Source organism: Nakamurella multipartita DSM 44233 (assembly GCF_000024365.1).
GTDB lineage: Bacteria > Actinomycetota > Actinomycetes > Mycobacteriales > Nakamurellaceae > Nakamurella > Nakamurella multipartita.
This window is the reverse complement of the sequence record NC_013235.1, coordinates 5,978,989-6,005,283: the sequence shown is the minus strand read 5'-3', so window position 1 is coordinate 6,005,283 and position 26,295 is coordinate 5,978,989. Positions and strand designations below refer to the sequence as shown.

Here is a 26,295-nt window from a genome sequence, read left to right as displayed (position 1 = left end):
TCACCGGGCCGGGGTGGGATGCCGACGGGGTGGACCGTGCGGGGACCCGTTCGGTTACGAAACGGTCACGACTCAGTGACGGCCGATGCACGGCCGGACGAACGCAACACGCCGAGGACGCCACGCCGAGTCTGCGGACCTTTTGGTTGTCCACAGATCTCCACTCGTCCACATCCCTGTGACCTGCAGCGATGGCATAAAATGGCGGAGTTTTCCCCAGGTTGTCCACAGGGAACGGGGATAGCTGCGGCGCGCCGCGGGCAGTTGCCCACATCCTGTCCCCACGTTGTGCACAAGCCGGTTTGGTTCCGGCCGGTGGATGGCCCTAGCGTGCTCATGAGCTCGGTGGGACCGGAACCCCGTTCCCGCCCGGGCTGGCCAAATTCATCACGCTGCGTGATCAATGACGATCGCCGCGACCAGTGCTGCACGCACTGTCCGACCCCTTCGGTAGACAGAACACATGTCCGATCGATGGGGGTTACGCGGGGCCAACGCACCGCGGTCACCTGGCGTCGGATCCGAACACGTCGGAACGGGAGGGGACACTCGCATGGCGGTGGTCGATCAGCGGTGGTCCGAAGGACCGGTGCGCACCCCACCTCCGCCGGGTTTCGATCGGCAGCCTCCGCAGGACCAGGCGGCCGAGCAGTCCGTGCTCGGCGGCATGCTGATGTCCAAGGATGCGGTCGCGGACGTGCTGGAGGCCCTGACCTCCGCGGACTTCTACCGGCCGGCCCATGCCCTGATCTTCGACGCGATCCTGGACCTGTACTCGCGGGGCGAGCCGGCGGACACCGTCACCGTGGCGGCCGAGCTGGACAAGTCCGGGTCGCTGGGCCGCATCGGCGGCGCGGTCTACCTGCACACGTTGATGGCGACCGTGCCCACCGCGGCCAACGCCGCGTTCTACGCCCAGATCGTGGCCGAGAAGGCGATCCTGCGCCGGCTGGTCGAGGCCGGGACCCGGATCGTGCAGCTCGGGTACGGCGGCAACGACGGCGAGATGGGCGGCGGCGAGGTCGACGAGATCGTCGACCGGGCCCAGGCCGAGCTGTACGACGTCACCGAGCGGCGCACCTCCGAGGACTACGTCGTCCTGGAAGAGCTGCTGCAGCCGACCATGGACGAGATCGACGCGATCGCCGCCCAGGGCGGCCAGTCCAAGGGCGTGCCGACCGGGTTCGCCGATCTGGACAGCCTGACCAACGGTCTGCACCCCGGGCAGATGATCATCGTCGCGGCCCGTCCGGGCATCGGCAAGGCGCTGGCCCTGGACACCCCGCTGGTCACCCCGACCGGCTGGACCACGATGGGCCAGGTCGCCGTCGGCGACCAGCTCATCGGCGCCGACGGGCGGCCCACCATGGTGCTGGCCGTCACCGACGTGCTCACCGACCGGCCCTGCTTCGAGGTCGAGTTCTCCGACGGCGAGGTGATCGTCGCCGACGCCGAGCACCAGTGGCGGACCTGGGACGCGGCCCAACGCGACGAGCTGGAAACGGTGCGCGGTGGCCGGTTCGGCTGGCCGGCGACCGCCCGCATCGCCGGCGGCGACGGCCCCAGCCCGCGGACGACGGCCGAGCTGGCCGACAGCGTCTACCGCGGGTCGCTGTTCAATCACGCCATCCCCACCTGTGCCCCGCTAGTCGCGGTCGACCAGTCGCTGCCGCTGGATCCGTGGGTGTTGGGCTTCCTGCTCGGCTGTGCAGATCGGGGCGCCGACCGGGGCGCCGACCGGGGCGCCGACCGGGGCGCCGACCAGGAGAGCGACGGTGGGGTCGCGCCTCGAGTGGTCCACTGCGCGGCCAGCGACCGCGAATGGGTGATGAAGGAGTTCGACCGCCTGGGCTGCCACGTCCTGGTCGGCGCTCGCGCGGATCGGTTCGAGCTGGACGGGCTCGAGGACGGCTGGCTGGAACTGGATCTGCACCGTCGGCTGCGGGTGCCCTCGGCCTACCTGCGCGGGTCGGCCGAGCAGCGGCTCGCGCTCGTGCAGGGACTGATGGACTGCGCCGGCGACGTCGACCGGCACGGCCGGTACCGCTGGAGCACCAGCACCATCGAACTCGCCCACGGGATCCGCGAGCTGCTGTCGGCGCAAGGGTGCGCCACGACGATGCAACGGAGGTACCTGAGCCATGAAGGTCACCCACGACCGCCCGTGTGGGAGATCGCGGTCCGGTCGCGCACCGGCCTGGCCCGCCTGCCCCGCAAGGTCTGCTCCACCGATGCCCGGTGGCACCGTGACCACGAGACCCACTTCGTCGTCGACGTGCGACCAGTGCCGAGTGTGCCGGTCCGTTGCGTGCAGGTCGACAATCACGATCATCTCTACCTAGCCGGTCGGGCGATGATCCCGACGCACAACTCCACTCTGGCGCTGGACGTGGCCCGGCACGCATCGGTCAAGCACCACCTCACGTCGGCGATCTTCTCGCTGGAAATGAGCAAGAACGAGATCACCATGCGGCTGCTGTCGGCCGAGGCCGGGATCCGCCTGTCCCACATGCGGGCCGGCACGATGAACGAGCAGGACTGGCAGAAGATCGTCCGCCGGATGTCGGAGATCTCCGACGCGCCGCTGTACATCGACGACTCGCCGAACATGACGATGATGGAGATCCGGGCCAAGGCGCGGCGGCTCAAGCAGCGGCACGACCTCAAGCTGGTCATCCTGGACTACCTGCAGCTGATGACCAGCGGCAAGCGGGTCGAGTCCCGCCAGCAGGAGGTCAGCGAGTTCTCCCGGCAGATGAAGCTGCTGGCCAAGGAGCTCGAGGTGCCGGTGATCGCGATCAGCCAGCTCAACCGAGGTCCCGAACAGCGGACCGACAAGCGGCCGATGCTTTCCGACCTGCGTGAGTCCGGCTCGCTCGAGCAGGACGCCGACATGGTCATCCTGGTGCACCGGCCCGACGCCTGGGAGGCCGACGACCCGCGGGCCGGCGAGGCCGACCTGATCATCGCCAAGCACCGCAACGGCCCCACCACCACCATCGCGGTCGCCCACCAGCTGCACTACTCGCGCTTCGCCGACCTGGCCGGGTAGCCGGCAAGAAGGGACCACCGTGGAACCCCGGATCAGCCTGATCACCCTGGCCACCCGCGACCTGGCCAGGGCCCAGGCGTTCTACGAGGCGCTTGGGTTCGTCGCGTCGTCGTCGGGCAACGAGTCCGTGGCCTTTTTCCGCGCCGGCGGGGTCGTCCTCGGGCTCTTCGGCTGGGACGAGCTGGCCGAGGACGCCGGCGTCCCCGCCGCGGGGGAGGGCTTTCGCGGCGTCACCATCGCCCACAACGTGCGCGACCGGAGCGACGTGGCGACCGTGCTGGCCGCGGCCGAAGCAGCCGGCGGGCGGATCGTCACGCCCGCCCACGACGTGTTCTGGGGCGGCCACAACGGCTATTTCGCCGACCCCGACGGCCACCTCTGGGAAGTCGCCTGGAACCCGTTCTTCCCGCTCGCCGAGGACGGGTCGCTCGACCTGCCCGTCTGAGCTCCGCGGCTCCCCGGCTCCCGTCCCGGTCTGCTTTTTGCTGTCCCCGGCCGCTGGCTGAGCGGACCAAAGCCGCGCCGCTTTGGGGGTTCGCTGATGGTGGGTTCCAGTATCTGTTGCAACGTCGGTGTGACAGCTGGGGAGAGTGATCTTGTGCCGGGTGCTCGGTTGACGGTGGAGGAGCGGATCGTGCTGGCCGATCTGTTGTTGGCCGGCGCGACGGCGGCGGCGATCGGTCGCCAGCTTGGCCGGCATCGGTCAACGATCTGTCGCGAGATCAAGCGCAACAGCCTTCCCTCGCCGTACGGGTATCGGCCGCATGCGGCTCATTCGCAGTCCTGCGCGCGGGCTCCTCGACCCAAGCCGCGCAAGCTCGCGCCGGGCACCGCGCTACGGGAAAGGGTGGTTTCGGATCTGCGGCGGGGGTGGTCACCGCAGCAGATCGCGGGCCGGTTGGCTCGTGAGCATCCCGATGAGCCAGGCTTACGTGTGTCCCACGAGACGATCTATCACGCGTGGTACGTCGGCGGCCGCGGCAGTTTGCGGCTGGCGCTGCAGGCCGAGGCTCGTATCGAACGGAGCAGGCGAAGTACCCGCGACCGTCCGGAGTCGTTGCGAGGCAAAATCTCCGATGCCGTCCCGATTACGCAGCGCCCCGCCGAAGCCGATGACCGCAGGGTCCCTGGGCACTGGGAGGGTGACCTGGTGATCGGGGTCGGCAAATCCTCGGCGATCGCTACGGTCGTCGAACGGGCCTCCCGGTTCACCCTGATCTGCGGCCTGCCCGGCGGACGACGCACCGCAGCTGCGGTCAACGCATCGTTGACCTCGAAGATCACCGCGTTGCCCGCCGATCTGCACCGCAGCCTCACCTGGGATCGGGGCAAGGAGATGGCCCGGCACGTGGACTTCACCATCGCCACGGGCATCAAGGTGTACTTCGCCGACCCTTACAGCCCCTGGCAACGCGGAACGAACGAGAACACCAACCGGCTCATCCGCTACTACTTCCCCCGCGGCGTCGCCGACTTCCGCACGATCAGTCAGGAAGAACTCGATCACGTCGCGGACCTGCTCAACAGCCGCCCCCGCAAGGTCCTGGGGTACCGAACCCCAGCAGAAGTGCTGCAGGAGTTGACAGTTGCAACCACCACTTGACATTCCGGATCTTTCCCGCGCCGAAACGGACAGATCGGCCGGGCGAGCGCGGCTTTGATCAGCGAACCCGGCCGGAGCTAGCCCAAGCCGGCCGGAGACAGCCCCCAGCCGGGGGCCGGCCGGAGCCACGTGCGGGCGGGCCTACTCGGTGGCGGTGATGGGGGACTCGGCCAGTGCCGCGTCGAGCAGCAGGCCGACGCCAGCGCCGACCAGCCACACGTCCTTGGCCGGAGCGGTGCCCTCGGCGGTGGGCCGCAGGTGCCGGTCGTGCCACCCGGGGGTGCGCACGTAGACGGCGGTCAGCGCGCCGCCGAAGCCGATCAGGGCCAGGCCGGCCAGGCCGGCCGGCACCACCGGCAGCAGCAGGGCGGCGCCGACGGCGATCTCCCCGACGGCCAGCACCTTGGTGAACAGCTTCGGCTCGAGCCGCTTGAGCACGGGGAACGTGTTCGCGGCGGCGTTGTGCAGGAACACTGCGGTCCCGCCGTCCGCGGAGAGCTTGTTGACCCCGGAGTTGACGATGTAGGCACCGGTGGCCAGGCGAACCGGCGCGCGACGAAGTTTGGCGGCCAAGGCCATGATCGGACCTCCTGTTGGTGGGAACCCGTGCAGCATCCCAGCCTCCGCGGCGCACGCCGGAGGTGGGCTGCCCATGGTCGGTTCCCGCTACGGGCCTGGTCCAAGCAGATCGGGCCCGGCCGGGCCGAGCGGGCCGGTGCACACTGGGTCGGTGACTTCCGCAGAGCAGCCCGACGGCGTCACCGTCGTCGGATCCGGGACGGCGTCCGCCACCGTCGACCGGGTGACGATCTCGCTGGCGGTCGAGGTGGTGCGTGCCGAACCCGGTGACGCCTGGACCGTCGCCTCCGGGACCGCGACCCGGTTGCTGGCCGTCCTGGCCGACGACGGGGTCGACGCCCGGTCGGTCCGCACGTCCGACCTGACGCTCGGTCCGAGGTTCGACTTCAACGGCAACCGGCAGCAGCTGGTCGGCTACCAGGCCGGGCAGCGGCTCACCGTGGTGCGCGACGGCCTGCACGGCATCGAGCGGATGCTCACCGACGTGGCCCGGCTTGGCGGCGAGGGCGTGCGGATCGAGGGTGTCTCGCTCACCCCCGGTCATCCGCAGGACGCGCTCACCCAGGCCCGGGACGCCGCCTTCGCCGACGCCACCGCCAAGGCCGAGCAACTGGCCACGCTGGCCGGCCGCCGGTTGGGGCGGGTGCGCTGGGTCGACGAGCGGCCGGCCGGCGGCGGTCCGCGCCCGATGATGGCCATGCGGGCGGTGGCCGCCGAGAGCATGCCGGCGGCCACCGGGGACGCCGAGGTCGGCGTCACGATCACCCTGTTCCGCGAGTTCGCGGACTGACCGACCAGCCCGGTGCGGGTGCGGTCAGCCGGCCGGTACCCGCGCGGCCAGCCCGTGCACGGCCGCGGTGAAGCAGTCCATCGGCGGGGTGACCAGCCCGGCCCCGACCTGACCGGTGCCGGCCTCCCGCCCGGCCATCCCCGTGTTGATCTGCGGCAGGATGCCGGTGCGCAGCACCCGGGTCACGTCGATCCCGGTCGGCGCCCCGCGAAACTCCAGGATCGGGATGGCGAACGCCGGGTTCTCCGCCTCGGTGATCTCGTACATCCGGCGGCTGACCGCCAGCGCATCCGGCACCGTCCCGCCGACGAAGCGGACGATCGCCGGCGCGGTGGCCATCGCCATGCCGCCGATGCCCATCGTCTCGGTGATCGCCGAGTCGCCGATGTCCGGGTTCGCGTCGTCGGGTCCGAACCCGGGCAGGAACAGCCCCTCGGGATACAGGGCGGGTCCGGTGAACCATTCGTCGCCGGTGCCCGAGACCCGGATGCCGAAGTCGGTCCCGTTGCGGCACATCGCGGTCACGATGCTGCTCCCCGGCACCCCGGCGGCGGCGTCGCCCATCAGCTTGCCGGTGGGCATCACCAGGTTCAGGAAGAAGTGGTCGTTGGTTGAGACGAACCGGGCGACCTGCGCGACGTCGTTCGCAGGCAGCCCGGAAGTGATCAGGGCCGGCATCAGCTCGCGAAGCAGCATCAGGGTGCCGGCCCGGTTGCGGTTGTGCCCCTCATCGCCCATCTGGATCATCTGGCCGATGATCGCGGTGATGTCGACCGGGCCGGTCGCGCGCACGGAGGCGGCCAGCGCCGGCCCGAGGACGCCGGTCATCCACCGCAACCGGTCGATCACCTCCGGCCCGTACGCGCCGTAGCGCAGCACCTTGCCCAGGCCCTCGTTCAGCGAGCAGAAGGCGCGGGCGCCGGTTGCCCGGTCGGCCAGCTCGAACAGCCACATCGACGGCGAGATGACTCCGGCCATCGGTCCGACCGCGTGCCGGTCGTGACAGGGGGTCAGCGAGATGCCGTCGCCGGCCGCCAGCCGGGCCTGCGCGTCGTCGGCGTCGGCGGCCAGCCCCTCGAACAGCATCGCCCCGATCAACGCCCCCCGGAGCGGGCCGGAGGCCCGGTCGAAGGTGATCGGCGGGCCGGCGTGGGCGAACTCGCCGGGTCGCAGACCCAGCGCCTCCCGGGCCGGCCGGACGGCGACCAGCTCGGCCCGGACATCGAGCATCCGCCGGGTCGCATGGGCGTTGGCCGCCGCCCGGCGGGGGTCGGCGAGCACCGCGTGCAGGGCACTCTCGTCCGCCACGGCGGCCGGCCGGTACTGCACCGGGACCACCGGCACGGCCTGCGCGCGCAGGGCGTCGGCGAGCAGGTCGACCCCGGCGCAGATCACCCCGGCCGGGGCGGTCAGCAGATCGGACCGGACCGGCGGCGCCGCGGCCGGCTCCCCGGGGTCGGCGTCCGTGGGGGCGTCCGTGGCCGGGACGGCGCCCGCGGGAATGCCGGACCGGTCCCCGGGCCGGGCGAACGCCGCGGCGGCCCGGGCCGCGGCCGCGTTGGAGGCGAACACGGCCGCCCCGGCCCCGGCCAGGGCCCGAGCCTGGCGCTCGCGGTCCTGTGGATCGGCCGCGGTGCCGCACAGGGCGATCACCACCGCCAGCGCCCGGCCCTGCTCGTCGGCGGCCGCGCGGGCATGCCGGATCGCCGGCGCCAGGCCGGCCGCCGGGTCGGCGTCGGCGGCATGCCCGAGGACCACGTCCAGCAGCACGACGGTGACGTCGGGGTCGGCGGCCTGCTCGGCCAGCAGGGCCAGCCGCAGCGTCGGGTCGATCATCGGATGCGGCCGCCCGACGGTGAACTCGTCGTCGCCCAGGTCGACCACCGCGTGCCCCGACCCGGCCAGCCGGGCCCGGCCGGGCCCGGCGGGGGCCAGCGCCAACTCGGGACGCAGCGGGATGTTGGAGCGGACGTCGCCGATCAGGTCGGCCAGCACCAGCATGGCTTCGTCGGCCAGGGTGCCCCCCGAGTACAGGCCGCGCAGCGCGCCGCGGCGACCGGCCGGCGCGGCCCGCCCCCAGCGGGGCCAGACCGGCGGCCGCGCGCCCAGGGCGCTGATCACCCGTTCCGCCCCCGCGGTCAGATCACCCTGGCCCGGCCCGATCACCAGCAGGCTGACCGGGGTGGTCAGCCGGTCGGCGACGGCCCGGATCCGGGCGGCGACGGTGCGATCGGCCGGCTTGGAGATCAGCACGATGTGATCGGTGCCCGGATCGGCGTCCAGCACGGCCAGCGCCGCCCCGGTACTTAGACCGCCGACGTCGGCCGACAGGTCCCGTCCACCGACCCCCAGCACGTGCGAGACGGCCACCTCGGCGTCGTCGAGCAGCGCGATCAGGTGCTGGGCCCCGGTGCCGGAGGCCGCGACGATGCCGACCCGCGGGCCGGGATGGGCGCGCAGCACGTTGGCGAACCCCAGCCCGATCCCACCGAGCAACGTCGTCCCGCAGTCCGGCCCCATGGCCAGCACCCCGGCCGCCCGCGCCGCCGTCTTGATGGCGATCTCGTCGGCCACCGGGACGTTGTCGGAGAAGATCATCACGTGCCGGCCGGCCTCGATGGCGTCCAGCGCCTCCCCCAGCACCGCCGGGCCGGGCACGGACAGCAGCACCACCCCGGCGTCCGGGTTGGCCCGGGCGGCCGCGCGGACGGTCCGGGCCGGGGCCTCGCCGCCGGCGGTCGCGATCGGGGCGCGCACGGCCAGGGCCTGCTCGACGGCGGCGGATCCGGCGGCCAACGCCGCAGCGTCGGTGGCCCGCAAGGTGATCACCAGGTCGTTGGCGGTCAGGTCCTCGGGGATCTCGAAGCCGAGGGCCTGGGCCCGGTCGAGGTTCAGGGCGGTGGCCATGGCCACCTGCGCCGCGCTGATCCCGGGGACGTCGGCGGCCGCCTGGGAGACCCGCAGCAGGCTGACCGAATCGTGGTACACGCCCCGCTGGACCTGCACCTGCTCGACCGGAGCGTGCTCGACGTCGGTCATCGTGCCTCCTTCGGATCGCGGCCGGGGCGGCTCGCCCGCGGGCCGGCATCGGACCATTGTCGACGGCCCCGGACGGGGCGGGGGCTGCGCCGCCGCGAGGGCTGGGGAAAGATCGGGGGATGAAGCCCGCCCCGTTCCAGTGGCATGGCCCGCGGACCGTCGCGGAGGCCGTGTCGCTGCTGGCGGAGCACGACGGGCAGGCCAAGGTGCTGGCCGGCGGCCAGTCCCTGGTGCCGTTGCTGGCGATGCGGCTGACCCAGCCGGCCCACCTGGTCGACATCAACGGCGTCACCGAGCTCGACGCGGTGCGGTCCGACGCGGCCGGGGTGACGATCGCAGCGCTGGCCCGCCACCGTCGGGTCGAGCGTGACGAGAACGCGTTCCGGGTCCAGCCGCTGCTGCGCCAGGCCCTCGCGCACGTGGCTCACCCGACCATCCGCAACCGCGGCACCAGCGTCGGCTCGCTGGCCCACGCCGATCCGGCCGGCGAGCTGACCGCGGTGCTGGCCCTGTGCGACGGCACGGTCACCGCCCGGTCCGCCGCCGGCACGCGGACCATCGCCGCGGCCGACTTCTTCCTCGGCCCGCTGACCAGCGCGCTGGCCCCGGACGAGCTGGCGGTCAGCGCCCACTTCCCGGCCCGACCGGCCGGCAGCGGCAGCGCGTTCGTCGAGATCGCCCGCCGGAACGGCGATTACGCCCTGTGCGGGGTGGCCGCGGTGGCCCAGGTCGACGACGGCAAGCTGACCGGGTTGCGCTGCGGGTACCTGAGCGTGGCCGACGTGCCCCTCGTGCTCGACCTGACCCGGGCCTGGCAGGCCGATCCGCAGGAGGCGGCCGAGCTGGCCCGGCGCAGCGTCGACCCGGTCACCGATCTGCACGCCACCGCCGACTACCGGCGGCATCTGGCCGCCGTGCTGACGGTGCGGGCGGCCCGGCAAGCGATCTCGGCCTGCCCGCAGCGGAGCGCGGCATGAGCGACGAACCGACCCACCCGATCACCCTGACCGTCAACGGCGTCCGGCGCTCCCAGCCGGCCGTCGCCCGGCGCACCCTGTGCGACTACCTGCGGCACGACCTGGGGTTGACCGGCACCCACGTCGGCTGCGAGCACGGGGTCTGCGGCGCCTGCACGGTGCTGCTGGACGGCGAGCCGGTCCGCTCGTGCCTGATCTTCGCCGTCTCGGTCCACGGTCATCAGGTGACCACCGTCGAGGGACTGGCTGAGGGCGAGCAGCTCTCGCCGGAGCAACAGGCGTTCGGTGAATGTCACGCCCTTCAGTGCGGTTTCTGCACTCCCGGGTTCCTGACCACCATCACCGCCGGCCTGGCCGAGAATCCGGACCCCACCCGGGACCAGGCGGTGGCCATGATCGCCGGAAACCTGTGCCGGTGTACCGGTTATCACGCCATCGTGGACGCGGTCCTGCGGGCCGCCGAGCTGCGGCGGGAGCGATCCTGATGGTCGGCCGGTACGTGGGCGCCCCGGTGCGGCGGGTGGAGGACCGCCGGCTGGTGACCGGCAACGGCCGCTACACCGACGACATCGGCGTGCACACCGGGACCCTGGAGGCGGCCTTCGTCCGGTCCCCGCACGCGCACGCCCGGATCCGCGACATCGACGTCAGCGGCGCGCTGGACGTGGACGGCGTCGTCGCCATCTACACCTACGAGGATCTGTCCGGCGCGGCCGCCGAGCCGTTACCCATCCTCATCCCGCATCCCGCGCTGCACGCCGGGCGGACCGCGTACGTGCTGGCCAACGGGGTGGTGCACCACGTCGGCGCGGCGGTGGCCATGGTCGTCGCGCAGAACCGTTACCTGGCCGAGGACGCCGTCGCCCGCATCGCCGTCGACTACGAGATCCTGCCCGCGGTGGTCGGTCTGGACGCCGCCCGGGCCGCCGAGCACGCCGTGCACGAGGACGTCCCGGACAATGTGGCCGCCCACTTGACCCAGCAGGTCGGCGACGTCGACACGGCCATGGCCGCCGCCCCGCACCGGCTCGACTTCGACCTGGACATCAGCCGGTCGTGCTCGATGCCGTTGGAGGGCAAGGCCGTGCACGCCCGCTGGGACCCGGACGACGGCAGCCTGCGGGTCTACTCGGCGACCCAGACGGCCACCTCGGTGCGGGCCGCGATCGCGGCCAAGCTCGGCCTGCCGCTGCCCAAGGTGGAGGTCATCGCGCCGGACGTGGGCGGCGGGTTCGGGGTCAAGATCATGCACCCCTGGCCCGAGGAGATCCTCGTGCCGATGGCCGCCATCCGCCTGCAGTGTCCGGTGAAGTGGACCGAGGACCGGCGCGAGCACTTCATCTCCTCGGCCCACGAGCGGGGCCAGCAGCAGCACATCAGCGTCGGATTCGACGACCAGGGGCGGATTCTCGCGCTCGACGTGACCTTCTGGCACGACAACGGCGCCTACACCCCGTACGGGATCATCTGCCCCATCGTGACCTCCACCCAGCTGCTCGGGCCGTACAAACCGGGCGCCTACCGGGTCGACTTCCACTCGATGTACACCACCACGGTGATCGTCACCCCCTACCGGGGGGCGGGCCGGCCGCAGGGCGCGTTCGCCATGGAACGCACCATGGACCGGATCGCGCAGTCGCTGGGCCTGGACCGGACGGCCGTGCGGGCCGCGAACTTCATCCAGCCCGACGAGTTCCCGTTCGACCAGGGCCTGATCTTCCAGGACGGCCGGCCGCTGATCTACGACTCGGGTGACTATCCGGCCCAGCTGGAGATGATCAAGCGCCTGGTCGACTGGGACGGGTTCGCCGACCGCCAGGCCGCCGCCCAGGCCCAGGGCCACCTGCTGGGCATCGGGATCGGGTGCTACGTCGAAGGAACCGGGCCCGGCCCGTACGAGGGCGCGCACGTGCAGGTGCTCACCGACGGCAGCGTCGAGGTCGCCATCGGTCTGACCTCGCAGGGGCAGGGACACCAGACGGTGTTCGCCCAGATCGTCGCCGACGAGCTGGGCGTGCCGTTCGAGCAGGTGCGGGTCACCACCGGCGACACCCGCCGCTTCGGCTACGCGGTCGGCACCTTCGCCTCTCGGGCGGCGGTGATGTCCGGGTCCGCGGTGGCGCTGGCCGCCCGTTCGGTGCGGGCCAAGGCGCTGCGGGTGGCCGCCGACGCGCTGGAGGCCAGCGAGGACGACCTGGAGATCGTCGACGGCGTCGTCGCCGTCCGCGGGAACCCGACGGCGTGCATCGGGCTCGGCCAGGTCGCCGTGCTGTCCAACCCGCTGCGGTACGCCTTCGACGAGGCGGCCAAGGCGGCCACCCAATTCGCCCGGCCGGCCGACCCGGACCGGCCGCCGGTGGCCGAAGGCGAGGCCCCCGGCCTGGAATCGCGGGACTACTTCTCGCCGCCCCGCTGCACCTTCGCCTCCGGGATGCACGCCGCCATCGTCGAGATCGACCCGGAGACCAGCGAGATCAGCATAGAGAAGTACTGCGTCGTGCATGACTGCGGCACGCTGATCAACCCGATGATCGTCCGCGGTCAGGTGCACGGCGGGGTCGCCCAGGGCATCGCCGGGGCGTTGTACGAGACCCTGGACTACGACGAGCACGGGCAGTTGCGCAACGCCTCCTTCATGGACTTCCTGATGCCCTACGTGACCGAGTTGCCGGCCCGGCTCGAGCTGGACCACCAGCAGACCCCGTCGCCGCTGAACCCGTTGGGCATCAAGGGGGCCGGCGAGGCCGGGGTGATCCCGGTGTCCGCGGTGCTGGCCGCCGCCGTCGAGGACGCCACCGGCATCCGGATCGAATCCATGCCGCTCTCGCCGAGCCGGCTGTTCCACCTGCGGCAGGATCGATCCGGGGAGGGGCCCGCGCAATGAAGGTCACCGGCAGTTCCGTGCTGCACGCATCGCTCGAACAGGTGTGGCAGGCGATCACCGATCCGGATGTGCTGGCCGGCGTCATCCCCGGGTGCGAGGGCCTGACCCCGTTGGCCCCGGACCGCTTCCGGCTCGGCGTGACCCTGGGTGTGGCCTCCATCAAGGGCTCCTACACCGGCGAGGTGTCGTTCGCCGACATGGCCGCTCCACACTCGCTCACGTTGCGGGCCAACGGATCCGGCGCGCCCGGCACCATCGACACCACCGTCGCGGTCACCCTCACCGGGCTGGACGAGCAGCGCACCCGGGTCGACTACGACGCCGACGCGGTGGTCGGGGGGATGGTCGGCGGGGTCGGCCAGCGGGTGCTCGGCGCGGTGGCCAAGCGAACCGCGGACGCGTTCTTCACCGCCATCGACGGCACGTTCACCACTGCGGTCGCCGTGGCCGGGCCGGTTCCGGTCCGGGCGGCCGGTCCCACCCCGGGGCCGGCCGTCGCCGCCCCCGCGGCGGCCCCGCGGTGGGACCTGCTCGGCGCCGTCGCGGTCGGGGCGGTGTCGGCGCTGGCCGGGGTCCTGGTCGGCGTCCTGGTCGGCCGCCGGCGCCGCTAACGAACCTTGTCCACCGCGAACTCGCCCGGGGCGTCGGCGATCATGTCCTGGGCGGCGATCAGGGCGATCTCCCGCGATCCGGCCCGGTGGGTGGCGGCCAGCACCCCGTACACGGACGAGGCGACCCGGGCCAGCGCGGTGGCGATCCCCGCATCCAGGTGGGCCAGCAACAGGGCGGCGGTGACGTCGCCGGCGCCGTTCACCGACAGCGGCAGCTCCGGCGTCCGCACCAGGTAGGCGCCCGAGTCGTCGACGGCGAGCAGGCCGATCTGGCCCGCTTCGACCACTGACCCGAGCACCGAGGTGACCAGCACCGTCCGCGGGCCCATCGCCCGGACCAGGTCCACCGCGGCCAGCAGCTGCTCCAACGTCCCCACCCGGTCGACGTCGACCGCGGCTGGGTCGCCGCCGAAGGCCAGGTAGGCCAGCTCGAAGGCGTTGGGGGTCAGCACGTCCGCCACCGGCACCACCTGCTCCCGGATCAGCTCGGGCACCCCGGGCAGCACGAACATGCCCCGCCCGACGTCCCCCATCACCGGGTCCGCGCAGTACACGGCGTCCGGATTGAGCGCCCGCACCCGGGCGACCGTGTCCAGCACGACCGCGGCCACCCCGGGCGAGCCCTGGTAACCGGTCAGCACGGCGTCGACCCCGGTCAACGCGTCCCGGTCGGCCACCCCCTCGATGACCTCGGCGATCACCGCCGGATCCATCACCAGGCCGCGCCAGGCGCCGTAGCCGGTGTGGTTGGAAAAGTGCACCGTGTTGACCGCGATCACCTCGTGGCCCAGGCGCTGCAGCGGAAAGACCGCCGCGGAGTTCCCGACGTGGCCGAACGCGACCGACGACTGAATGGACAGGATGCGCATCCGGGCAGCCTGACACGGGCGGGCAGGGAAGGCGAAACGGACTTCCGGGACCTTCGGCTCTGCCGGCCGGCGGGTCATCCCGGTCAGGCTGGGAGCGGCCCGTCACCGACCCGAAGGGATGAACGAGCATGCGCGCGCTGGTCGTCTACGAATCGATGTATGGCAACACCCGCGATCTGGCCGCGGCCATGGCCGACGGACTGTCCGCCCGCGGGGCCACCGTCGAACTCGTCGACGCCGACGCCGCCCCGGCCGAGCTCACCGGGCGCTTCGATCTGGTGGTGGCGGGGGCGCCGACCCACGCGTTCAGCCTGCCCAAGCCGCAGAGCCGGGCCGATGCGGCCCGCCGGTTGGATGACGGGGCGCTGGTTTCCACCGGGACGGGGGTCCGGGAGTGGGCGGACCGGGTGGTGCTGGACAAGGGCCAGCCGACCGCCACGTTCGACACCAAGGTCGACAAGCCCCGCTTACCCGGCTCGGCGGCCCGGTCGGCGGCCCGGCGCCTGCGGGATCGCGGCGCCACGATCATCGGCAGCCGCACGTTCCACGTGCACGGCGCGTTCGGCCCGCTGGTCGACGGTGAGCGCGAGCGAGCCCGGGAATGGGCCGCGAACCTGGTCATCGACGCGGCCATCCACCGGGTGAGCTAGCACTCAGCCGGCCGCCGGGATGCTCACGTCGACCACGGCGGACCGGGCGTCCAGCACGACCTTGCGGGCCCCGGCCGCACCCGAGTCCCGGGCCAGCACGGCCACCACGTACCGCCCGGGCGGCGGCAGCGGCAGGCACCAGTGGCCGTGCTCGTCGGCGGTCAGCGAACACACCGACGCGCCGGCGGCCTCGGACAGCGAGACCAGCGCGTGCGGCACCGGCGCCGCCCCGCAGGTCACCTGACCGGACAGGGTCAGCTGATCGGTCAGCGTGATCTCGCTCAGCCCGGTCATCTCCGCTCGGTGCCGGAACGTCATCACCTGGGCCTTGGGTGACCAGCCCTGGGCGTTGGCCAGCACCAGGTACCGGCCCGGGCCGGGCAGGGCGATGGAGTACCGGCCGTCGTGGTCGGCCCGTCCCCAGTCCACCGGGTCACCGTCGGTGGTGACCACGGTGACCACCGCGGGATACGGCACGGCGCCGTCCGGCCGGCGGATCCGTCCGCGCAGCACCACGTCCTTGCTGTCGCCCGCGCTCACCGCCGGCCCGACCCGCATCGGGGTCGGCTCCCCGGCCGGCCCGCTCGCCGCGGCCGCGGACGGCCGGGGGATGAACCAGGCCACCACGCAGCCCAGCAGGGCCGCGGTCGCGGCGATCCAGAACACGTCCTGGAAGGCCTGCGCGGACGGCGCGGTGAGCGTGCCGACGGTGATGGTGACGGTGCCCAGGATGGCCGCGACGGTGGCGCTGGAGGTCGAGGTGCCGATGGCCCGCAGCAGGGTGTTCAGCCCGTTGGCGCTGGCCGTCTCGGTGATCGGCACGGACGCCATGATCAGGGTCGGCATCGCCGCGTAGGCGATGGCCGTGCCGATGCTGACCAGGGTCGAGCCGATGACGACCGCGGTCAGGTTCCCGGACAGGAAGACCCGGGCGATGTAGGCCAGGGCCATCACCAGGCCACCGGTGAGCAGGGTGATCCGGCCGCCGAACCGGTTGATCATCCCGCCGGACACCGGGGCGAAGATGACCATGGCCAGCCCGGACGGGACCATCAGCAGGCCGGCGGTGATGATCGGCAGGCCGAATCCGTACCCGGTGACGGTGGGGATCTGCAGTTCCTGGGTGGTCAGCAGCAGGTTGGCGAACATCGCGAAACCCAGCAGCACCGAGGCGATGTTGGTCAGCAGCACCGGCCGCCGGGCCGAGGTGCGCAGGTCGACCAGCGGTTGCCCGACGCGCAGCTCGAACGGCACCCACGCGCTCAGCGCCCCGACCGCGATGAGGAACAGCACGATCACCGGTTCGCTGCGCCAGCCCCACGCGCTGCCCTTGGAGATCACCAGCAGCAGGCCGGTCAGGGCGATCGAGAGCAGCACCGCACCCAGGTAGTCGAACGAGCCGCCGGTACGCACCCGGGACTCGGGGATCACCAGCAGGATCGCGCCGAGCAGGATCACCCCGACGATCGCCGACAGCCAGAAGTTGGCGTGCCAGCCCAGGCTCTCGGAGACGATGCCGGCCAGCGGCAGGCCCAGCGCCCCGCCGATGCCCAGGGTCGCGCTCATCAGGGCGACCGCCGAACTCACCCGCTCCCGGGGCAGCTCGTCGCGCATGATGCTGATGCCGATCGGGATGAGGGCGGCCGCAAAGCCCTGCAGCGCTCGCCCGGCGATGACCAGCGGGAAGGCCGAGGACAGCGCGGCGAGCACGGATCCGGCCGTCATCGCGACCATGCAGACGAGCATCATCAGCCGCTTGCCGACCATGTCGGCCAGCCGGGACATCACCGGGGTGGCCACCGCGCTGGTCAGCAGGGTGGCGGTGACCAGCCAGGACGCGTCGTCGGCGCTGACGCCCAGGATCGTGGGGAACTCGGGCAGCAACGGGACGACCATCGTCTGCTGCAGGGCCACCGCGGTGCCGCACAACGCCAGCACGGCCACGATGGCCACGGTGGGGCGGCGGCCGGTCTCGGGATCGAGGCCCGGGTCGGTGTCCAGATCGGGGCCGGAGGAGTTGTCCGTCCGTTCGGTCACCATCGGCCCACCTTCCTCGACGCCGGCTGCCCGGCCGGGTGACCGGGCGGCCACCGGGACCCGGTCCATCCAGCAGCATGCCACTGCGCGGCCGCGGTCCCCCCGGGCCGGGCGAACCCGGGCCGGGCGAACACCGTCGAACCTGCGGCCGGCCGGGTCCGGTGCCAGACTGGCTCGCGTGCGGCCCGACTCCCCGACCGACCTGATCGACCCGACCGATCCGGCGGATCCCGCCGGCGCCACCCATCCGGCGCTGGTGCTGCCGCCGGCCCAGCTGGCCGGCCGGATTCAGCACACCCTGATCGGTCAGGCGATCACCGACCGCCAGATTCGTGAGCATGTCGCGCAGACCGTCGAGCACGGCTTCGACGCCGCCATCGTCCCGCCGTGCTGGGTGCCGCTGGCCCGCCGCGAGCTGCGGGGCACGGTGGCCCGGATCGGCTCGATCGTCGACTTCCCGCACGGGTCGGCGCAGACCTCGGTCCGGGTGGCCGAGGTGCGGGCGCTGGTGGACGCCGGGGTCGACGAGCTCGACGCCACGGTCAACGTCGGCTTCCTGCTCTCGGGGCGGGTCACCGAGTTCGCCGACGACCTGGCCGCCGTGGTCGGGGCGGCCGCCCCGATCGGCGTCAAGCTCATGCTCGAGCTACCCCTGCTCGACGCGCGGCAGCGCGAACGAGCGGTGAGCGCCGCGATCGATGCCGGCGCCGCGTTCGTCGCGATCGCCTCCCGGTTCTCGGTGGGCGTGGCCGATCCGGCGTCCATCGGATACCTGCGCCGCTGCGTGCCGCCGTCGATGGGGGTCAAGGCCTCGGGTGGGATCCGCACGATCGAACAGGTCCGGGCCCTGTTGGCCGCCGGCGCCGACCTGATCGGCACCTCCACCGGCATCGCCATCGTCACCGAGAAGGGCACCGCGGGCGGACCCCGGAACTCGTACTAGCCCGACAAACCCGTCCCGACCCGGCGCCCCCGGGCCGGACTCGGCGCCGCCGCGCGCGCCACGCCAGGAGGAACACGTGCCCACCACCGACACGCTCAATCGCGAGACCACGCTGTGCATCTCGCTCGCCGCGCGACCCAGCAACCTGGGTACGCGTTTTCACAACTACCTCTACGACGAGTTGGGGCTCGATTTCGTCTACAAGGCGTTCGCCCCGACCGACATCGCCGCTGCGGTGGCCGGTATCCGCGGGCTGGGTATCCGCGGGGCCGGGGTGTCCATGCCGTACAAGGAGGTATGCATCCCCCTGCTGGACGAGCTGGACCCGTCGGCGGCGGTGATCGACTCGGTGAACACCATCGTCAACACCGACGGCCGGCTCGTCGGGTACAACACCGACTACCTGGCCGTGGCCACCGCGCTGGCCCGGCACGAGATCCCGGTGGGCACCGAGTTCTTGCTCCGCGGCAGCGGTGGGATGGCCAAGGCGGTGGCGGCGGCGTTGCGTGATCACGGGCTGGGCACCGGCACCATCGTCGCCCGCAACGCCCGGACCGGGCCGGCGCTGGCCGCCCAGTACGGGTTCGACTGGGTCGCCGACGCCGGTGACCGGACGGCGCCACTGCTGGTGAACGTGACGCCGGTGGGGATGGCCGGCGGTCCGCAGTCGGACGAGATGTCCTTCGACCGGGCGGCAATTGCCCAGGCGCACACCGTGTTCGACGTGATCGCCTTCCCGGCCCGGACGCCCCTGATCCGGGCCGCGGAGGAAGCGGGCAAGCCCACCATCACCGGGGCGGAGATCATCGCCGCCCAGGCGGCCGAGCAGTTCGCCCTCTACACCGGGATCCGGCCGGACGACGAGCAGATCCGGCGCGCGTCGGAGTTCTCCCGCGCCTGATGGTCCCCGCGGGGCCCGATTCGGACCTCTCGGGCGAAATTCACCCATTCGGGGAGACGCCGACCGATCGGGTCAGATCTTGTCACGACGACCGGTGGTGCCGCGGCCGGGCGCGGCCGCACGCAGGGTCGACGGGGCTGGTCACGGCGGCGGATCGTCGCTGGGGTGGCCGGTGGTGCGGGGCACACCGCCGGATGGTGGAATCGCTCCCATCCGCCGATCGGGTGGTCCGGTGACCGCGTTCACGGTGGTTCACTTCGCCCGGGAGTCGACGGAGCGACTTCGTTGGGACACTTACCAAACCGTGACCATCGCGTTCATTGACACGGCATGTCGCGCTCCATAGTTTGTGTGACCACCGTACTAGCGTGATTTGAACGGATCGGTAGCGCGCGTGATCCGGTTCAACCGCCTCGTCGGTTGACCTGCGTACACCGACGGCCGTCCGGCCGTTCGGTCCTCATCGGAGAGGAAATTGTCCATGCGTCTGAAGTCCCCTGTCATGGTCGGAATGGTGGCGGCCGGCGCGCTGCTGCTGGCCGCTTGTGGCTCCAGCTCCTCCTCATCGGGCACCACCTCGGCGGCGGCCTCCGGGAGCGGCACCAGTGCGGCGGCCTCGGGTTCGGCGGCCGGCGGCGCGACCGGCAAGGTCGGCGTCATCCTGCCGGACACCAAGTCCTCCGCTCGCTGGGAGACCCAGGACCGGCCGGCGCTGGAGAAGGCTTTCCAGGCTGCGGGTGTCGAGTTCGACATCCAGAACGCCAACGGTGACAAGGCGGCCATGGCCACCATCGCCGACCAGATGATCGCCAACGGGGCGACCGTGCTGGCCATCGTGAACCTGGACAACGAGTCCGGCGCGGCGATCGAGAAGAAGGCCGCCAGCCAGGGCGTGCAGACCATCGACTACGACCGGCTGACCCTCGGCGGCGGCGCGGACTACTACGTCTCGTTCGACAACACCGAGGTCGGCAAGCTGCAGGGCACCGGCCTGGCCAAGTGCCTGGGCAGCGGCGACAAGAAGATCGTCTACCTGAACGGCTCGCCGTCGGACTCGAACGCGACCGCGTTCTCGGCCGGCGCGCACTCGGTGCTCGACCCGATGACCAACTACACCGTGGTCGCCGAGCAGGCCGTGCCGGACTGGGACAACCAGCAGGCCGGCGTGATCTACGAGCAGATGTACACCGCGCAGGGCGGCAAGATCGACGGCGTGCTGGCGGCCAATGACGGCCTGGGCAACGCGGCCATCGCGATCAACAAGAAGAACGGCCTGCAGATCCCGGTCACCGGGCAGGACGCCACCGTCCAGGGCCTGCAGAACATCCTGGCCGGCGACCAGTGCATGACGGTCTTCAAGGACACCAACAAGGAGGCCGCGGCGCTGGCCAAGGTCGCCATCGCGCTGGCCCAGGGCCAGACCCCGCAGACCACCGGCACGGTCAAGGACACCACCGGCAACCGGGACGTGGCCGCGATCCTGGAGACCCCGGAGGCCATCTACAAGGAGAACGTCAAGGACGTCGTCACGGCCGGCGGCACCACCGCCGCCGAACTGTGCACCGGCGCCTACGCCGCCGCCTGCACCGAGCTGGGCATCAGCTGACCGGTTGAGAGTTTTCCGGGCCCGGACGACACGCCGTCGTCCGGGCCCGGAATGCAGCCCGAGTCAATGTCCCCGCCGAGGCCAAGGAGCGGCCCAATGACAGATCCGAGCACCCCGATCCTCGAACTTCGGGGGGTGAACAAGAGTTTCGGCGCCGTGCAGGTGTTGCACGGGGTCGATCTGAAGATCTACCCGGGTCAGGTCACCGCCCTGGTCGGCGACAACGGCGCGGGCAAGTCCACTCTCGTCAAGTGCGTGGCCGGTATCCACGGCATCGACAGTGGCGATTATCTTTTCGAGTCGAACCAGGTCAGTGTGGCCAATCCACGCGACGCCGCGCACCTGGGCATCGAGATCGTGTACCAGGATCTCGCGCTGTGCGACAACCTGGACATCGTCCAGAACATGTTCCTGGGCCGCGAACCCAAGTCCGGCCTGGTGCTCGACGAGGCCCAGATGGAGATCAAGGCCCGGGACACCCTGGCCTCGCTGTCCGTGCGGACCGTGACCTCGGTCCGCCAGCTGGTCGCCAGCCTCTCCGGTGGCCAGCGGCAGACCGTGGCCATCGCCAAGTCCGTGCTGTGGAACTCCAAGGTCGTGCTGCTCGACGAGCCCACCGCCGCACTGGGTGTCGCGCAGACCCGGCAGGTGCTGGACCTGGTCCGGCGGCTGGCCGACAACGGCCTGGGCGTCCTGCTGATCAGCCACAACATGAACGACGTCAAGGAGGTCAGCGACCGGATCACCGCGCTGTACCTGGGCCGGGTCGCCGCCGACGTGGCCGCCAAGGACGTGTCCACCGGCCAGATCGTCGAACTGATCACCAGTGGCCGGTCGGGTTCGATCGGCCTGTCCGCCGCGGTTGCGCAGGAGTCCGCATGACCACCCCGAAGAAGGTCGAGGTCACCAAGCCGGTCGACGACGTCGAGGCCCGGGCGATGTTCGCCGGCGACGCCGCCGGCCCGGTCTCCCTCGGCCAGTACTGGCAGCAGTACACCAACAAGCTGCGGGCCGGCGACGTCGGTTCGCTGCCCGCCATCCTGGGCCTGGTGGTGCTGCTGATCGTCTTCACGATCGCCGCCCCGGGCACCTTCCTGTCCACCTTCAACCTGGCCAACCTGCTGACCCAGGCCGGGTCGATCTGCGTCCTGGCCATGGGCATCGGGTTCGTCCTGCTGCTCGGCCACATCGACCTGTCCGCCGGCGTGATCGGCGGGGTCGGCGCCGGGGTCATGGCCGAGATGCTGCTCAAGGGCCTGCCCTGGTACCTGACCATCCTGATCGCGCTGCTGGTCGGCGTGGTCATGGGTGTGTTCACCGGTGTGCTGGTCTCCGCGGTCGGCATCCCCTCGTTCGTGGTCACCCTGGCCACCTTCCTGGCCTACCAGGGTGTGTTGCTGTGGATCATCGGCACCGGTGGCACCGTGCCGATCAACAACGAGGTCATCGTCGCCGTCTCCAACGGCAACATGCCGGTGACTCTGGGCTGGATCGTGGTGATCGCCTCGATCGCCGCCTACGCCGGGATCAATCTGGTTGTCTACCAACGCCGGCGGTCGGCCAACCTGGTCACCCCGCCGCTGCAGGTCATCGTGCTGCGCATCGTGGTCATCGCGGTGCTGCTGCTGGGCGCGACCTTCCTGCTGTCCCAGAACCGTTCCAAGGGCACCATTCCGCTGGAGGGCATCCCCTGGATCGCGCCGATCGTCGGTGTGCTGCTCGTGTTCTGGACCTTCATCCAGAACCGCACCGCGTTCGGCCGGCACGTCTACGCGGTCGGCGGCAACGCCGAGGCCGCCCGCCGGGCCGGTATCCGGGTCGGTCAGATCACCATCGCGTGCTTCGTGATCAGCTCGGCCATGGCCGTGATCTCCGGCATCATCGCCGCGTCCCGGCTGAACTCGGTGACCCCGGACGCCGGTGCCGGCAACACCCTGCTGTACGCGGTGGCCGCGGCCGTCATCGGTGGCACCTCGCTGTTCGGCGGCAAGGGCAAGGCCCGGGACGCCATCATCGGTGGTCTGGTCATCGCGGTGATCGACAACGGTCTGGGCCTGCTCGGCCTCCAGGCCTACATCAAGTACATCGTGACCGGTCTGGTGCTGCTGTTGGCCGCCAGCGTGGACGCGATCAGCCGCCGGCGGCGGGCCAGCGCCGGTCGCTGACGACCGGCCGGACCTCCCCCGGGGCGATCGACCCCGGGGGAGGTCGGCAACCCCGCAGGCCGCCTGCTTCTCCTATCCCGGGCTCTCGCGCTCACCGTCTCAGCGAAGGGTTGGTCAGTGCCGATCGCCGTTCGATCCAGCGCCGGATCGACCCCCGCCGATCAGGCCACGGTCCGCCGGCTCAACCTGTCCTTGTTGCTGCGCAACCTGGCCGTCGGCGGGGCCCGGTCCCGGGCCCGGCTGGCGCAGGACACCGGGCTGACCAAGGCCACCGTCTCCAGCCTGGTGGCCGAACTGATCGAACGCAGCCTGGTGGTGGAGGGCACGGTCGAGCGCAGCGGTCTGGGACGCCCCGGACGGGCCGTCGAGCTCGACCCGGACGGCGTGCGGTTCCTGGGCATCGAGCTGCAGGTCGACGACATCTCGGGCATGGTGCTGGATCTGCCCGGCCGGGTGCTGGCCCGGCAACGGCTGAGCCGGTCGATGGCCGAGCTCGGTCCGGCCCGGGCGTTGGGGGAGGTGGCCGACCTGGCCCGCTCGCTGGTCGCCGAGGCGGGCAGCCGGGTGGATCAGGTGCAGAGCCTGCATCTGGCCGTGCCCGGCCTGATCGACGCCGATGCCGGCATGCTCGCGCTGGCCCCCAACCTGCACTGGCGTGACGTGGACATCGTGCACACCCTGATGGGTCGCCTGCAGTGGAACGACGCCCGGATCGGCGTCGACAACGACGCCAACATGGGCGCGATGGCCCACTACGCGACGTCTGACTCGTCCGGCTCGCAGAACCTGCTCTACCTGGCCGGCGCCGTGGGGGTCGGCGCGGGCATGATCGTCGACGGCCGGATCGTCCGGGGCGCCGCCGGTTTCGCCGGTGAGGTCGGGCACATCGCGCTGGGCTCGCCGGACCGCCAGTGCGGCTGCGGGCGCCGCGGCTGCTGGGAGACCGCGGTGAGCCTGTCCGCCCTGCTCGACGCGGTCTGCGGCGATGCGATCAGCAAGCACCCGGCCGACCTGCGGGCCGAGCTGGTGCGGATCAAGCAGCGGGCGGCCGACGGTGACCGTCAGGTGCTGGATGCGATCGCCGAGCAGGCCCACTGGCTGGGCATCGGCATGTCCGTGCTGTCCAACATCCTCAACCCCGACACCTTCGTGCTGGGCGGTCATTTCTCGGTGTTGCGCGAGTACATCCGCGAGCCGGTACTGGCCGAGTTGCGCTCGCGGGTGCTGGCCGGGGCGGTCAGCCGGGTCGAGTTCTCCGAACTGGAATTCGACGCCGCCTCGCTGGGGGCCGCGCACGTGGGCATCGCCCAGCTGATCGCCGACCCCACGCTGGCCCGGATCCGGCACGCCGGTCCGGACAGCGCCGGCTGACCCACGCGGTCAGCGCTCGGTGTCGTCCGCCTCGTCCGGATCCTCGTCCGGATCGAACTCCGGTTCGCTGGTCGGGATGATGATGACCTCGGGGACCTGCTCGGAGAGCACCTCGGCGGCGTGGGCGGGCAGCCGGTCGTCGGTGAGCAGGGTGGTGACCGCGCGCAGCGGGGCGATCTGGGCCAGCCCGACCACGCCCCACTTGGTGTGATCGGCCACCACCACCAGCCGGCGGGCCGATTCGACCAGCGCCCGGTTCGTCTCGGCCTCCAGCAGGTTCGGCGTGGTCAGCCCCGCGCGCTCGTCGATGCCGTGCACGCCCATGATCACCATGTCCACGTGCAGCGACCGGATGGCCTGCACGGCAACGGGTCCGACCAGGCCGTCGGACGGGGTGCGCAACCCACCGGTGAGCACGACGGTCAGGTCGGGGCGCTGGCGGCCGTGCAGCACCTCGGCGACCTTGAGCGAGTTGGTGACCACGGTCAGGTTGGCGATGTCGCCCAGGTGCCGGGCCAGCGTCCATGTCGTGCTGCCGGCGGTGATGGCGATGGCCATGCCCGGCCGGACCAGCTCGGCCGCCCGGGTGGCGATGGCCTCCTTCTCGGGCACCTCGCGCAGGCTGGTGACCTCGAAGCCCGGCTCGACGGCGCTGGCCGTCTCCATCGCGGTCGCCCCGCCATGCACCTTGGACAGCAGGCCCTTGCGGTCCAGCGTCTCCAGGTCCCGGCGGACCGTCATGTCCGAGACGCCCAGCAGTGCGGTCAGCTGGGCGACCCGGGCACCCCCGGTCCGGCGGACCTCTTCCAGGATCTTGGCCTGGCGCATCGCGGCGAGCACGTCGCCAAACGTACCGAATCGAACGTTGCGATGTTGTGACATGTTGAATATGGCCGGCGATCGGGTTCGCGACGGTCCCGGTGACGCGGACCCGTGACAAGATCGACCGATGGTGGACACCAGCGCGCCGCCCCCGGTGCGGGCGGCCGACATCGACGCCGCGGCCCGACGGCTGCACGGCGTCGCCGCCGTCACCCCGCTGGAGGAGTGCGCCCGGCTCAGCGCCGAACTCGGGGTCACCGTCCTGCTCAAGCGCGAGGATCTGCAGGTGGTCCGCTCCTACAAGGTGCGCGGCGCCTACAACCTGATGGCCCAGCTGACCCCGTCCGAACGGGCCGCGGGCGTGGTCTGCGCCAGTGCCGGCAACCACGCTCAGGGGGTCGCCTTCGCCTGCCGGGCCCTGGACATCAAGGGCCGGATCTACCTGCCCAACACCACGCCCCGGCAGAAGCGGGACCGCATCCTCTCGCACGGCGCGGGCATGGTCGAGCTGGTGATGATCGGCGACACGTTCGACGATGCCGCCGCGGCTGCCGCCGAGCACGCCGCCGAATCCGGGGCGGTGCCCGTCGCCCCGTTCGACGACGCCCGGACCATCGCCGGGCAGGGCACCGTGGTCCGCGAACTGCTGCAGCAGCTGGGCCGGCTGCCCGACGCGATCGTGGTGCCGGTCGGTGGCGGGGGTCTGCTCAGCGGCTTCGTCACCTACCTGCGCGAACGGGCCCCGCAGGTCCGGGTCATCGGGGCCGAACCGGCCGGGGCGCCGTCGATGCAGGCCGCGTTGGCGGCCGGCGGTCCGGTGCGGCTGGACACCCTGGACCCGTTCGTCGACGGCGCCGCGGTGCGCCGGATCGGCGAGCTGCCCTACCGGATCGTCGCCGGGGCCGCGATCGAGATGGTCGCCATCGACGAGGGCGCGATCTGCACCGAGATGCTGGGGCTGTACCAGAACGAGGGCATCGTGGCCGAGCCAGCCGGCGCGCTGGCCGCGACCGCGTTGCGCGGCCTGGACCTGACCCCGGGCTCGACCGTGGTGGCCATGGTCAGCGGCGGCAACAACGACGTCTCCCGCTACGGCGAGATTCTCGAACGATCCCTGGTGCACCTGGGGCTCAAGCACTATTTCCTGGTCAACTTCCCGCAGGAACCGGGCGCCCTGCGGCGGTTCCTGGACGAGGTGCTCGGCCCGGACGACGACATCACCCTGTTCGAATACGTCAAGCGCAACAACCGGGAGACCGGGCCGGCCCTGGTCGGCATCGAGATCGGTGCCGCGGACGGTCTGCCCGGCCTGCTCGAGCGGATGGCCCAGGCCTCCATGGAGGTCGAGCGGATCGATCCGAGTTCCGCGGCCTACCGCTTCCTGACCTGAGGCCGG

At 71.8% G+C, this 26,295-nt stretch carries 21 protein-coding genes; 16 read left to right on the top strand and 5 right to left on the bottom strand.

Translation table 11 applies throughout. The features are described from left to right. Positions 1-553 precede the first annotated feature (553 nt). The 3 genes from dnaB (at position 554) to NAMU_RS26585 (ending at position 4,655) form a co-directional block, all read left to right on the top strand. The gene (dnaB, locus tag NAMU_RS26595) at positions 554-3,052 is read left to right on the top strand and encodes a replicative DNA helicase (protein ID WP_015750427.1); all 2,499 of its coding nucleotides are present in this window, start codon (positions 554-556) and stop codon (positions 3,050-3,052) included. Positions 3,053-3,071: 19 nt separating this feature from the next. Beyond that, positions 3,072-3,497 (top strand): VOC family protein, encoded by a 426-nt coding sequence (locus NAMU_RS26590; RefSeq protein ID WP_015750426.1) that lies wholly within the window; start codon positions 3,072-3,074, stop codon positions 3,495-3,497. Between the two features lie 96 nt (positions 3,498-3,593). Beyond that, positions 3,594-4,655, top strand: coding sequence for an IS30 family transposase (locus NAMU_RS26585; RefSeq protein WP_083785983.1), 1,062 nt, complete (start codon positions 3,594-3,596; stop codon positions 4,653-4,655). Between the two features lie 141 nt (positions 4,656-4,796). Here the strand turns inward: NAMU_RS26585 and NAMU_RS26580 are convergent, their stop codons facing one another. Continuing rightward, positions 4,797-5,234, bottom strand: a complete 438-nt coding sequence (locus NAMU_RS26580; RefSeq protein ID WP_015750424.1) for a hypothetical protein — start codon at positions 5,232-5,234, stop codon at positions 4,797-4,799. Between the two features lie 151 nt (positions 5,235-5,385). On the opposite strand from NAMU_RS26580, the gene NAMU_RS26575 reads away from it, so the two are divergent. Continuing rightward, positions 5,386-6,024 carry an SIMPL domain-containing protein gene (locus NAMU_RS26575; protein WP_041369491.1) on the top strand — a complete coding sequence of 213 codons (639 nt, stop codon included), beginning with the start codon at positions 5,386-5,388 and terminating at the stop codon, positions 6,022-6,024. A gap of 24 nt (positions 6,025-6,048) precedes the next feature. On the opposite strand, the gene NAMU_RS28765 is transcribed toward NAMU_RS26575, so the two are convergent. After that, positions 6,049-9,063 carry a bifunctional FdrA/YlbE family protein gene (locus NAMU_RS28765; protein WP_015750422.1) on the bottom strand — a complete coding sequence of 1,005 codons (3,015 nt, stop codon included), beginning with the start codon at positions 9,061-9,063 and terminating at the stop codon, positions 6,049-6,051. 119 nt (positions 9,064-9,182) lie between these two features. Here NAMU_RS28765 and NAMU_RS26565 point away from each other — a divergent pair, with 119 nt between their 5' ends. The 4 genes from NAMU_RS26565 to NAMU_RS26550 are packed head-to-tail and all read left to right on the top strand — an operon-like array spanning position 9,183 to position 13,535. Continuing rightward, entirely contained in the window at positions 9,183-10,040 is an 858-nt protein-coding gene (locus NAMU_RS26565) for an FAD binding domain-containing protein (RefSeq protein ID WP_015750421.1), read from the top strand. Continuing rightward, complete coding sequence (locus tag NAMU_RS26560; RefSeq protein WP_015750420.1) at positions 10,037-10,525, top strand: (2Fe-2S)-binding protein; 489 nt, start codon at positions 10,037-10,039, stop codon at positions 10,523-10,525. Before NAMU_RS26565 ends, NAMU_RS26560 begins: the two co-directional genes overlap by 4 nt. Beyond that, positions 10,525-12,924: an aerobic carbon-monoxide dehydrogenase large subunit gene (gene cutA, locus NAMU_RS26555; RefSeq protein ID WP_015750419.1), complete on the top strand. Its 2,400-nt coding sequence runs from the start codon at positions 10,525-10,527 to the stop codon at positions 12,922-12,924. Before NAMU_RS26560 ends, cutA begins: the two co-directional genes overlap by 1 nt. Further along, complete coding sequence (locus NAMU_RS26550; RefSeq protein ID WP_015750418.1) at positions 12,921-13,535, top strand: SRPBCC family protein; 615 nt, start codon at positions 12,921-12,923, stop codon at positions 13,533-13,535. The genes cutA and NAMU_RS26550 overlap by 4 nt, the downstream gene beginning before the upstream one ends. On the opposite strand, the gene pdxY is transcribed toward NAMU_RS26550, so the two are convergent. Next, the gene (gene pdxY, locus NAMU_RS26545) at positions 13,532-14,404 is read right to left on the bottom strand and encodes a pyridoxal kinase PdxY (protein WP_015750417.1); all 873 of its coding nucleotides are present in this window, start codon (positions 14,402-14,404) and stop codon (positions 13,532-13,534) included. The two genes, NAMU_RS26550 and pdxY, sit on opposite strands and share 4 nt — an antisense overlap. Before the next feature lie 128 nt (positions 14,405-14,532). Here pdxY and NAMU_RS26540 point away from each other — a divergent pair, with 128 nt between their 5' ends. Next, the gene (locus NAMU_RS26540; RefSeq protein ID WP_015750416.1) at positions 14,533-15,054 is read left to right on the top strand and encodes a flavodoxin family protein; all 522 of its coding nucleotides are present in this window, start codon (positions 14,533-14,535) and stop codon (positions 15,052-15,054) included. Positions 15,055-15,057: 3 nt separating this feature from the next. Here NAMU_RS26540 and NAMU_RS26535 read toward each other — a convergent pair whose 3' ends face one another. Continuing rightward, a complete protein-coding gene (locus NAMU_RS26535) occupies positions 15,058-17,094 on the bottom strand; it encodes an MFS transporter (RefSeq protein ID WP_015750415.1) in 2,037 nt (678 codons plus the stop codon). Positions 17,095-17,269: 175 nt separating this feature from the next. Between NAMU_RS26535 and deoC the strand changes: the two genes are divergently transcribed. From deoC to NAMU_RS26505, 6 genes are all read left to right on the top strand, one after another. Further along, positions 17,270-18,034 (top strand): deoxyribose-phosphate aldolase, encoded by a 765-nt coding sequence (gene deoC / locus NAMU_RS26530; protein ID WP_169312559.1) that lies wholly within the window; start codon positions 17,270-17,272, stop codon positions 18,032-18,034. Between the two features lie 76 nt (positions 18,035-18,110). After that, positions 18,111-18,935, top strand: coding sequence for a shikimate 5-dehydrogenase (locus tag NAMU_RS26525; protein WP_015750413.1), 825 nt, complete (start codon positions 18,111-18,113; stop codon positions 18,933-18,935). Positions 18,936-19,416: 481 nt separating this feature from the next. Next, positions 19,417-20,541: a sugar ABC transporter substrate-binding protein gene (locus tag NAMU_RS26520; protein ID WP_015750412.1), complete on the top strand. Its 1,125-nt coding sequence runs from the start codon at positions 19,417-19,419 to the stop codon at positions 20,539-20,541. A gap of 96 nt (positions 20,542-20,637) precedes the next feature. Beyond that, complete coding sequence (locus tag NAMU_RS26515; RefSeq protein WP_015750411.1) at positions 20,638-21,423, top strand: ATP-binding cassette domain-containing protein; 786 nt, start codon at positions 20,638-20,640, stop codon at positions 21,421-21,423. After that, positions 21,420-22,706: a sugar ABC transporter permease gene (locus NAMU_RS26510; protein ID WP_015750410.1), complete on the top strand. Its 1,287-nt coding sequence runs from the start codon at positions 21,420-21,422 to the stop codon at positions 22,704-22,706. Before NAMU_RS26515 ends, NAMU_RS26510 begins: the two co-directional genes overlap by 4 nt. A 117-nt stretch (positions 22,707-22,823) precedes the next feature. After that, positions 22,824-24,077: an ROK family transcriptional regulator gene (locus NAMU_RS26505; RefSeq protein WP_015750409.1), complete on the top strand. Its 1,254-nt coding sequence runs from the start codon at positions 22,824-22,826 to the stop codon at positions 24,075-24,077. Between the two features lie 9 nt (positions 24,078-24,086). Here NAMU_RS26505 and NAMU_RS26500 read toward each other — a convergent pair whose 3' ends face one another. Next, positions 24,087-24,917, bottom strand: coding sequence for a DeoR/GlpR family DNA-binding transcription regulator (locus NAMU_RS26500; protein ID WP_052308096.1), 831 nt, complete (start codon positions 24,915-24,917; stop codon positions 24,087-24,089). Between the two features lie 109 nt (positions 24,918-25,026). Here NAMU_RS26500 and ilvA point away from each other — a divergent pair, with 109 nt between their 5' ends. Continuing rightward, entirely contained in the window at positions 25,027-26,289 is a 1,263-nt protein-coding gene (gene ilvA / locus NAMU_RS26495) for a threonine ammonia-lyase IlvA (protein WP_015750407.1), read from the top strand. The last annotated feature ends 6 nt before the right edge of the window (positions 26,290-26,295 follow it).

Bases quoted from the DNA above. Each gene is read 5' to 3' on its own strand.
- dnaB (WP_015750427.1), top strand. From the start codon at position 554: ATGGCGGTGGTCGATCAGCGGTGGTCCGAAGGACCGGTGCGCACCCCA.
- NAMU_RS26585 (WP_083785983.1), top strand. From the start codon at position 3,594: ATGGTGGGTTCCAGTATCTGTTGCAACGTCGGTGTGACAGCTGGGGAG.
- NAMU_RS26580 (WP_015750424.1), bottom strand. From the start codon at position 5,234: ATGGCCTTGGCCGCCAAACTTCGTCGCGCGCCGGTTCGCCTGGCCACC.
- NAMU_RS28765 (WP_015750422.1), bottom strand. From the start codon at position 9,063: ATGACCGACGTCGAGCACGCTCCGGTCGAGCAGGTGCAGGTCCAGCGG.
- NAMU_RS26565 (WP_015750421.1), top strand. From the start codon at position 9,183: ATGAAGCCCGCCCCGTTCCAGTGGCATGGCCCGCGGACCGTCGCGGAG.
- NAMU_RS26560 (WP_015750420.1), top strand. From the start codon at position 10,037: ATGAGCGACGAACCGACCCACCCGATCACCCTGACCGTCAACGGCGTC.
- cutA (WP_015750419.1), top strand. From the start codon at position 10,525: ATGGTCGGCCGGTACGTGGGCGCCCCGGTGCGGCGGGTGGAGGACCGC.
- NAMU_RS26550 (WP_015750418.1), top strand. From the start codon at position 12,921: ATGAAGGTCACCGGCAGTTCCGTGCTGCACGCATCGCTCGAACAGGTG.
- pdxY (WP_015750417.1), bottom strand. From the start codon at position 14,404: ATGCGCATCCTGTCCATTCAGTCGTCGGTCGCGTTCGGCCACGTCGGG.
- NAMU_RS26540 (WP_015750416.1), top strand. From the start codon at position 14,533: ATGCGCGCGCTGGTCGTCTACGAATCGATGTATGGCAACACCCGCGAT.
- NAMU_RS26535 (WP_015750415.1), bottom strand. From the start codon at position 17,094: ATGGTGACCGAACGGACGGACAACTCCTCCGGCCCCGATCTGGACACC.
- NAMU_RS26520 (WP_015750412.1), top strand. From the start codon at position 19,417: ATGCGTCTGAAGTCCCCTGTCATGGTCGGAATGGTGGCGGCCGGCGCG.
- NAMU_RS26515 (WP_015750411.1), top strand. From the start codon at position 20,638: ATGACAGATCCGAGCACCCCGATCCTCGAACTTCGGGGGGTGAACAAG.
- NAMU_RS26510 (WP_015750410.1), top strand. From the start codon at position 21,420: ATGACCACCCCGAAGAAGGTCGAGGTCACCAAGCCGGTCGACGACGTC.
- ilvA (WP_015750407.1), top strand. From the start codon at position 25,027: ATGGTGGACACCAGCGCGCCGCCCCCGGTGCGGGCGGCCGACATCGAC.